This window comes from Salinivirga sp., from assembly GCF_035268865.1.
GTDB lineage: Bacteria > Bacteroidota > Bacteroidia > Bacteroidales > Salinivirgaceae > Salinivirga.
The window spans coordinates 1-7,507 of record NZ_DATFKB010000234.1 but is presented as its reverse complement, the minus strand read 5'-3'; the positions used below and the strand labels follow the sequence as shown (position 1 = coordinate 7,507).

The window sequence follows — 7,507 nt, the reverse complement described above, 5'->3', positions numbered from 1 at the left end:
TATGCGTGGTTTCGGGTCTGAATGGCCTTTCTGCCGAATATACCATATTAAACTGTTTGACTTTAGTCGCTTTGGCATTGAGCCACAACAGCCATCCTAAAATCAGAAGGAACATAACCCCTACGATATACATTATCCATTCTCCATTCCAGTATCCCAAAGCAGTTGTTGCTGCTCCACCATCCCACACTACAGGATTGGTCGGGAAATAAGCAGATAAATATTCACTAATGGGAGCCAGTATCCAGTGCGGTTTCATTGAGAATATCATAATTCCAATAATTAGGACATAAATCGGAATGAGGAAAGCAACCGGAATTTCTTTCACGCGGCGATGTTCATCTTTAAGCTGACCCAGAAATACAGTCTGGATTAATCTGTATGTATACAAAAAGGCTATGATGCCGGCAAAGAGAATTACCGCACCCTGAAAGTACCAGCCTTTCATTATTAAAGCATTATAGAAGAACCACTTCCCAGCAAATCCTGATAATGGGGGAACTCCTGAGAGGGTTATGATACCAATTAAAACTGCTATAAATGCCAGGGGCATACGCTTTATCAAGCCACCCATTTCGTACATATTATGTGTTCCGAGGCGGAACACAATGGCACCTATTGTAAGGAACAACACTGCTTTAAACGCAAAGTGGTTTATTACATATACAAAACCTCCTATCCAACCAAGATGTGTGGCCATAGCGTAGGCAAAAAGAATATATCCTAATTGTCCGATACTGGAATATGCCAGTAATCTTTTAGCGTCTTCCTGGAAACTGGCAGCAAGGTTACCTACCAGGGCCGTAATTGCGCCTAACCAACCAAGCACATAGAGTAATCCACTATTGCCTGCATTTTCAGCGCCCATTCCCAGGAATGTAATAAGCAAACCAAACACACCTGCCTTAAGCAAGATCGCAGAAACCATCGGCGAAACATCCGATTCTGCTTCGGCATGCGCACCCGGTAGCCAGATATGCAGCCCCAACGTAGCTGTTTTGGTCATGAAACCAATGGCCATTAAACTAAATATAAGGGTTATCTGGGTTGTTACATTACTCAATGCGCTGAGCATTCCGCCTGCCTGAGCATCAATAATTCCAAAGGCTGCCAGAATAAGGTATGCGCCACCAAGTGAAAAAAGTATATAACTGAAGCCATGCTGCAATGAGCGTTTACCACGAATTATCAGGAAGTAAGAACCAATGGTCATTAATTCCCATGAAAAGAAAAACTGTAGAAGTGTTTCCGCCTGAATTATACCAGCCAGGCCTGCAAACATAAGCAAAGCTGAGGGATAAAAACCCTTACGGGTGCCTTTATACTGATAGCCTGCAATGAGTGTTAAAATCCCACCCAGTATAAAAATTGCCATAAAAACAAATCGTAGCAAATCCTGCTCATAAAGACCTGGCAAGGTATCCCATGCAAGATATCCCATGGCTGCAATTGACAGTGTGTTTTTCACCCATGCAGGTAAAAACTCCAATAATCCAATAGCAGCAATAAACAGCAAAGGAATAAAATTGATCAGGTTATTTTTACCAATAAAATCGCCGGCGTAGTATCCTCCTATTAATGCAATGGTAGCAAAAACCACGGGTGCAATAATTTGTTCAGGTCTTATATTTATTATGGGTTGCTCACTTTCGCCTTTGAGCACGTATCCGAACCATTTAAATAAATAAACAGCTTCCAGGAACGATCCGGCCAGTATGGCAATAACCCAGGTGGTTTGTCCGGCACCTGATAGCTGCATGATGAGTTCCCATTTGCCGAAAAACGAAGGAAACGGCGGGAGCCCAAGCAATGTCAGTATAAAAATGCCAAACATCACCACTAGTAAAGGTTCTTTACGCAACACTCCCCACGATTTTATCTCTTTTTCTTTAGCTATACCAGCCAACCAAAATAGCCCGGCTTTTGCCAGGTAATGACTCAACAACAAAGTAATGGCTATAAACAAAAAATGAGCACCAAAAAATGTCGAAAGCCCTGCCACAGCAGTAAGTAACCCAATTTGACCCGCAGATGAATATCCGAGTAGGCGCTGTGCATTTTTTTGACGAATACCAAGCAAATTAGATCCTATAAATGTTAAACCTCCTACGATCGCAATCATTGATTTCCATTCTGCAGGGAACAAAGGCATAAGTTTCCAGAGCACATAAAGCATTGCGGTTGCAAAACCGGCCGAGAGCAGAGCCGAAATTCCCGGATGTGCACTTTCATACACATCGAGGCCCCACCCATTTGCGGGAAATGGTTTCAGCTCAAGAATTACAGCCATTAGCAATAAAAAGACTGCTACCATTCCGCCTTTTACTGCTATAATATTTTGTGTAACAATATCATTGATGTATAGTGAGCCAGCATAATTATAAACCATTATGGTTCCAATTAACATAAATGCTGAAATTACTCCACCAGCTATCAGATATTTAAAACCCGATGCAATTGTATTTACATGGCGTTCCAATAGCACTAAACCTACAATACCTATGGTACTTACTTCGAGAAATACAAAAAGGTTGAAAAGATCACGCGTAAGTACAATTACATTGAGTCCCATGAGTGTAACCATATAGATTATCATGGCATTGACACCCATCTCATTCAGTTTGCGCCAAAGATATATACCTCCTAAAAAGCCGAACAGGTTGATCATTGAAGTTATTCCGGCCTCCAGAATTCCCATTTCCAGACTAATGGAGAATGGCGGCTTAAAACCGGCAGTGAAAGTTACAGAATCTGTGATGGTTCCGGCCAGATGACCAAAGAGCCATTGCATAGAAATAAATCCCATAAAGCCCACACCAGCAAGCATTAATGTTTCTGCAATTTGTAAATTTAGCTTTTTAAAAAATCCGAGTAAAAAAGCCAGTCCAAGAGCTGTTGCTATAATATAAATTGGTCCTACCATTTCAAATCTTTATAATGATTGATATCCAATGATTTCTTTTTCTGATGCATTTTCAGCGCATAAGCCAGCATCAAGGCTGTAATTCCCAACCCAATAACAATGGCCGTAAGTACAAGTGCCTGGGGGATGGGATCGGCAATTTTTTCAGCTGCATTGCTTTTCGTTACCGTTTCGCTGATAATTGGAGCCGTTGCATTTTTTACGTATCCTACAGCAATCATTATTATATGAATACCAGTATCTAACAACGCAAAACCCACAATCATCTTGATGATGTTTTTTTGTGTCAACAGCCCCCATAAACCAATTATGGCCAAAATAAGCCCACTGATTAATGCAATATGTTCAAGTCCTATTTGATCCATTATGCTTCGTTTTGAGATTCTTGTAAATGTCCGACGATATTCGATAATTCGGCTCCAACTTTTAATCCTACAAAAATGTAAATAATAGGTATGGCACCAGCGCTGAGTAAGGTTCCAAAAGTACCAAGTGAGATTAAACTATTGTCCAGAAAGCCGCCAGCATAAAAAATTCCAAGTATACCTATAAACACAAAAGCAAATCCGGATATAGATTCAACTACATGTATAACAGTATGACTTATTTTCATGTCGGGCCGGGCCAATAGCATGAGTACTAAACCCGATGCCACAATTGCACCACCCTGAAAACCTCCTCCGGGCGTTAAATGGCCGTTTATAAAAACATAAATGCCAAGTAGAAATATTGCAGGCGTAAGAACTTTTGCCGCGGTTTGTAAAATTTCACTAACGGGCCTGAAATTACGCTTACCTCCGTTTCCATTGGTAACTTTTAGAAAAAAAGCCACAATAGCAGCTGAAAGAAACAATATTGTTACTTCACCCAATGTATCAAGTCCACGATATGTAACCACAACAGCTGTAACAAGGTTGGCAGCACCAACTTCGTCCGGACCCTGGGTGGCATATCGCTCAGCCACAGGGCTTAGTGCATCACTACTTTCAAAGTCGCTGGTAAGTGCATAGAAAATGGCACCCAGACCAATAAGCACCAATAAAATATGAAGATTTTTAACCATTTTGTTTGCGAATTTTATTCAATACATAAAAAAAGATAATGGTACTCAGCCCACTGCCAATGGCTGCCTCTGTCATAGCCACATCAGGTGCGGCCAGCAATAAATACATTACCGAGGCCAGCAAACTCACTGCTCCGGCACCCAGAATGGCAACTGTTAATTTTTTGGCATGCAGGGCGTAAACTGCCAGTCCAATTATCAAAACACCCAATATGATGGCAATTATTTTTAAAATCATGATGCTTCGGTTTTGTGGTTATCCATTTCAGGGTTGGCCTCATCTTTATATTTATCAACCACTGTTTTAGATGTCAGAGGTGTTTTAATATGGTATGCAGCCCTTGCCAGCACATGCGATGACACAGGATTGGTAAGAATGATAAATATAATGAGTACCAATAATTTACCCCACCAACCAGGCATAAGAAAAATTAAGCCTGCCAGCGATAATAAAGTACCCAAAGTTGAGGCTTTAGTTCCTGCCTGTATTCGATTGAAACTGTCGGGCATGCGCAGCAAACCCAATGCTCCAAGAAACAGGAATACAGAACCTAATAATACAATTATAGCTCCAGCTAGTTCCATAGTTTATAACCCTTTTTCAAGATATCTTGCAATTATTATTACTCCCAGAAAACTCAATAACCCATAAACAATGGCGATATCGAGGTAAATTGAACGTTGTGCAAACCATGCAAGCATTGCAATTAATGACAGCGATGAAATTGTCATAACGTCGAAAGCAATGATGCGGTCGGTTGTGCGCGGACCGGCAAAAAACCGGATGACAGCCATTACAATAGCAGCTATCATAAATCCAAGTGCAATGGTAAGAATTGTATTAACCATAAATCTTCTCTAAATATTTTTCAAACTTGCGTACAATCTGTTCGGTAGCCTGCTGCTGATCGGCTGTTTTTACTTCAATCCAATGTATAAAAAGCTGATCGTCCTGCATATCTACCGTAAGTGTACCCGGGGTTAATGTGATAGAATTGGCCAGTATCATGCGGGCCATAGGTGACTGCAATGATGTTTTCACTTCTACAATACCCGGTTTAATAGGCAATGCCGGAGAAACAACTCTGCGGGCCACATCTAAGTTCGATTTAATAAGCTCTCCCAGAAATACAAATAGATATACAATGGTATAAATAAATGCACCGGGGGTGAGTTTTACATCACCAAATACATTGCAGCTTCGGCAAAACAAAAAACTCAGCATTAAAGATAATCCTGCCCCAATAAGCAAGTTTATCAACTCAATACTATTGTTGAGTAAAACCCAGAAAACAAACAGAATAACAGAGGATATTACTATATTTTTGGCGTTCATATTAACCAGTTATTAATTTATTAACAAATCTAGATACATTGAAATTAAAGGCAAAGTTTTTGCAGAATTGCCAGGTATATTTTAAAAATAAAATACATCTACTTTTTTATTGCGCTGGATATATGTTAATTTTGATACGCTCCAGCAACCTAAAGATAACTAACCAATAATGAGCAAGATAAATCAGAGCGAGAAATATATCAACCAACAGCAGCTTTGCTTTAGTTGTAAAAATAAGGCCGACAGTTTTGAAAAATTAATATATGAAGAGTTGCAGGAAATCAGCCAACATAAAGTACACCTGCAATTCAAAAAAGGTGAAACTATTGCTAAGCAGGGGGCCTTTATTACCCACATACTTTACCTGAAAAAAGGTATGGTAAAACTGTACAAAGAGGTGGATTACAGAAGCAATCTTATTTTCAGTATTCACCGTACAGGAAAATTATTAGGTATGGCCTCACTTTTTGGCAGCGAACATTTTCAGTATTCGATCGCGGCCCTTGAGGATTCATTTGTATGTGCCATTGACCGGAAGGTGGTAGAAGATTTGATTGCACGCAATGGTAAATTTGCCGCCAAAGTACTGGAATCTGTCAATCTGGACCTGCAACTGTGCCGCGACAAGATGGTTTCACTTACCATGAAACAACTCAACGGACGTTTGGCCGATACCCTACTCTATCTTTCTTACGACGTGTACAACAAAGACGAATTTGAACTCAGCCTGTCTCGCAAAGACCTGGCCGAGATGAGTGGCATGTCGACTATGAGCGTGGTGCGTACCTTGCAGGAGTTCCAAAAAGAAGGCTATATCGAGAACGAGAACCACAACATTAAAATAATTGATAAAAAGGCACTTCACGATTTAAGTCAGACCGGCTAAAATCACTAGCAAAGTAGGTAGTGTGAATGAGCATGGCCTCTTAAGGGTTAGATTCCGAAAGAATTCACAAATATATTCCTAATAAAATGGTGCGAGCTTTGGCTACAATAACCAACAACTCGCACCAGTTTATCAAAATTCTTCAGATATTTTCTACTTCTTCCAAACCCATGCATTGGGTGTAATCTGGCGTGCCTTGTTTAGATCATTGTAGGCTTCATTAAGAGACTTATAAGATTTATAAGTAATGGCGTCGAGGCGGCCAATAGGAAGGCTGCGAGCTTGCTTGCTGTAATTTTGCTGAATGCGGTCAAGATAGTTTACAGCATTCTTGTCCACTTCAAAAGCTCCTACCACAATATGGTACGGGTAATTTTTCATAGCCTCTGCTTCGGCCATCATCTTATCAATTTCTGCAATGCGCTGCTTGGGGTGTTTTTCATTAGGCATTAAATTAAGAGCTTTTTGGTATTGCTCCCTGGCCTTAGCATACTGCTCTTTACCATAAAGTTTATCTGCCTTTTCTATAAAAGCCTTATAATTTTTCTCATCTTCAATGGCTTTTTTACGTGCTATTTCTTCCAGAATTTTATTCACCTTTTTCAACTGCTTTTGTGGGTATTCCTCCTTAGGCATAATCTTTAGCGCCTTGGAATAATAAGTTTTGGCAGATTTGTAGGCTTTCTTTTCCATGGCTGCATCTGCTTTTTCTATGGCTTTATCGTACTCTGGATTACCGCATGAGTAAAAAGCAAAAGTAGATACAATCATTATTAATGTTGTAATTAGTAGTGTTCGTTTCATTGTAAATTAATTTTAATTTCTAATCGGCTGTTTTTATTCAACAAATATCTGAAAAAATATGTTTTCAGCCCTACTACAAAGGATATTTTCGTTGTTTTAAAGCCATTTTCCTGTTTTTATTTACCTTTTTATAGCTAAAAACACTATATAAAAACAATTACGTTTTTATCCGAACTCCATATTAACAAAAGAAATACATATATGTTTTCTTTGGCCCCGGCATTGCTATTGCTCAAGCACACAATATCAGCATTCTGTTCAACAAAACATCACAACGTATTTGAATGTAGCCCCTTTTTTTATGATTGTTTGTAAACTCAAATTTAAATCCCAAAAGACAAAATCTTAATAAATTTATTGTAATTTGGAATCATAGAAACTGAAAAAATACAGAAACCCGTCAATTTCACATATTTATTTTTAATGGTCATCACCTTTGCCGCAGAAGGCGGGAGGGAAACCACGATGAAAAACTACAAATAATGAGAAAAACAA

Annotated in this window: 9 protein-coding genes; 1 reads left to right on the top strand and 8 read right to left on the bottom strand. The window is 39.4% G+C overall.

Translation table 11 applies throughout. From position 1 onward, the window contains the following. The 7 genes from VJ937_RS14255 to VJ937_RS14225 form a co-directional block, all read right to left on the bottom strand. On the bottom strand, positions 1-2,923 hold a 2,923-nt coding region (locus tag VJ937_RS14255), incomplete at its 3' end, for a complex I subunit 5 family protein (protein WP_324068191.1). Next, positions 2,917-3,288 (bottom strand): sodium:proton antiporter, encoded by a 372-nt coding sequence (locus tag VJ937_RS14250; RefSeq protein WP_057953712.1) that lies wholly within the window; start codon positions 3,286-3,288, stop codon positions 2,917-2,919. The genes VJ937_RS14250 and VJ937_RS14255, both read right to left, overlap by 7 nt. Next, entirely contained in the window at positions 3,288-3,986 is a 699-nt protein-coding gene (mbhE, locus tag VJ937_RS14245; RefSeq protein WP_324068189.1) for a hydrogen gas-evolving membrane-bound hydrogenase subunit E, read from the bottom strand. The genes VJ937_RS14250 and mbhE overlap by 1 nt, the downstream gene beginning before the upstream one ends. After that, on the bottom strand, positions 3,979-4,224 hold the full coding sequence (locus VJ937_RS14240) for a hydrogenase subunit MbhD domain-containing protein (RefSeq protein WP_057953710.1): 246 nt from the start codon (positions 4,222-4,224) through the stop codon (positions 3,979-3,981). Before VJ937_RS14240 ends, mbhE begins: the two co-directional genes overlap by 8 nt. Further along, positions 4,221-4,571, bottom strand: coding sequence for a monovalent cation/H(+) antiporter subunit G (gene mnhG, locus VJ937_RS14235; protein ID WP_324068187.1), 351 nt, complete (start codon positions 4,569-4,571; stop codon positions 4,221-4,223). The genes VJ937_RS14240 and mnhG overlap by 4 nt, the downstream gene beginning before the upstream one ends. 3 nt (positions 4,572-4,574) lie before the next feature. Beyond that, the gene (locus tag VJ937_RS14230; protein ID WP_324068184.1) at positions 4,575-4,835 is read right to left on the bottom strand and encodes a monovalent cation/H+ antiporter complex subunit F; all 261 of its coding nucleotides are present in this window, start codon (positions 4,833-4,835) and stop codon (positions 4,575-4,577) included. Continuing rightward, a complete protein-coding gene (locus VJ937_RS14225) occupies positions 4,828-5,322 on the bottom strand; it encodes a Na+/H+ antiporter subunit E (protein ID WP_324068182.1) in 495 nt (164 codons plus the stop codon). The genes VJ937_RS14230 and VJ937_RS14225 overlap by 8 nt, the downstream gene beginning before the upstream one ends. 169 nt (positions 5,323-5,491) lie before the next feature. Between VJ937_RS14225 and VJ937_RS14220 the strand changes: the two genes are divergently transcribed. Beyond that, on the top strand, positions 5,492-6,208 hold the full coding sequence (locus VJ937_RS14220; RefSeq protein ID WP_324068180.1) for a Crp/Fnr family transcriptional regulator: 717 nt from the start codon (positions 5,492-5,494) through the stop codon (positions 6,206-6,208). Positions 6,209-6,361: 153 nt separating this feature from the next. Here VJ937_RS14220 and VJ937_RS14215 read toward each other — a convergent pair whose 3' ends face one another. Beyond that, positions 6,362-7,012: a hypothetical protein gene (locus tag VJ937_RS14215; RefSeq protein WP_324068178.1), complete on the bottom strand. Its 651-nt coding sequence runs from the start codon at positions 7,010-7,012 to the stop codon at positions 6,362-6,364. Positions 7,013-7,507 lie beyond the last annotated feature (495 nt).

Excerpts from the sequence above, each read along its gene's own strand:
- VJ937_RS14250 (WP_057953712.1), bottom strand. The coding sequence starts at position 3,288 with ATGGATCAAATAGGACTTGAACATATTGCATTAATCAGTGGGCTTATT.
- VJ937_RS14225 (WP_324068182.1), bottom strand. The coding sequence starts at position 5,322 with ATGAACGCCAAAAATATAGTAATATCCTCTGTTATTCTGTTTGTTTTC.
- mbhE (WP_324068189.1), bottom strand. The coding sequence starts at position 3,986 with ATGGTTAAAAATCTTCATATTTTATTGGTGCTTATTGGTCTGGGTGCC.
- VJ937_RS14220 (WP_324068180.1), top strand. The coding sequence starts at position 5,492 with ATGAGCAAGATAAATCAGAGCGAGAAATATATCAACCAACAGCAGCTT.
- VJ937_RS14240 (WP_057953710.1), bottom strand. The coding sequence starts at position 4,224 with ATGATTTTAAAAATAATTGCCATCATATTGGGTGTTTTGATAATTGGA.
- VJ937_RS14230 (WP_324068184.1), bottom strand. The coding sequence starts at position 4,835 with ATGGTTAATACAATTCTTACCATTGCACTTGGATTTATGATAGCTGCT.
- VJ937_RS14215 (WP_324068178.1), bottom strand. The coding sequence starts at position 7,012 with ATGAAACGAACACTACTAATTACAACATTAATAATGATTGTATCTACT.
- mnhG (WP_324068187.1), bottom strand. The coding sequence starts at position 4,571 with ATGGAACTAGCTGGAGCTATAATTGTATTATTAGGTTCTGTATTCCTG.